The organism is Endozoicomonas atrinae, from assembly GCF_001647025.1.
Taxonomy (GTDB): Bacteria; Pseudomonadota; Gammaproteobacteria; order Pseudomonadales; family Endozoicomonadaceae; genus Endozoicomonas; species Endozoicomonas atrinae.
This window is the reverse complement of the sequence record NZ_LUKQ02000970.1, coordinates 1-223: the sequence shown is the minus strand read 5'-3', so window position 1 is coordinate 223 and position 223 is coordinate 1. Positions and strand designations below refer to the sequence as shown.

At 52.9% G+C, this 223-nt stretch carries 1 protein-coding gene; it reads left to right on the top strand.

Annotation, left to right across the window (positions count from 1 at the left end):
• Positions 1 to 223, top strand: a 223-nt coding sequence (locus AK963_RS34775; protein WP_202970006.1) for a hypothetical protein, incomplete at both ends; no start/stop codon positions are given.

Genomic DNA, 223 nt, shown 5'->3' with positions numbered 1-223 from the left:
AGCCTGCCGATGGTTCCGCTCCCCTTTTGCCGGTGGGTAACGTCAGCCAGTTTCAATTCAGTTTCGAGGAAGATAAAAAGGAACTGAAAAACTATCTCGGTGGCGGTGGTAATCGCAACACCATCAGCCGGATTTCCTCTATCTCGGCGAGCCTCACGGCACATGACTTTACCGCTAACAACTTGTCGATGGCGCTCCGTGGTTCAACCACTGCCGGTTCAAC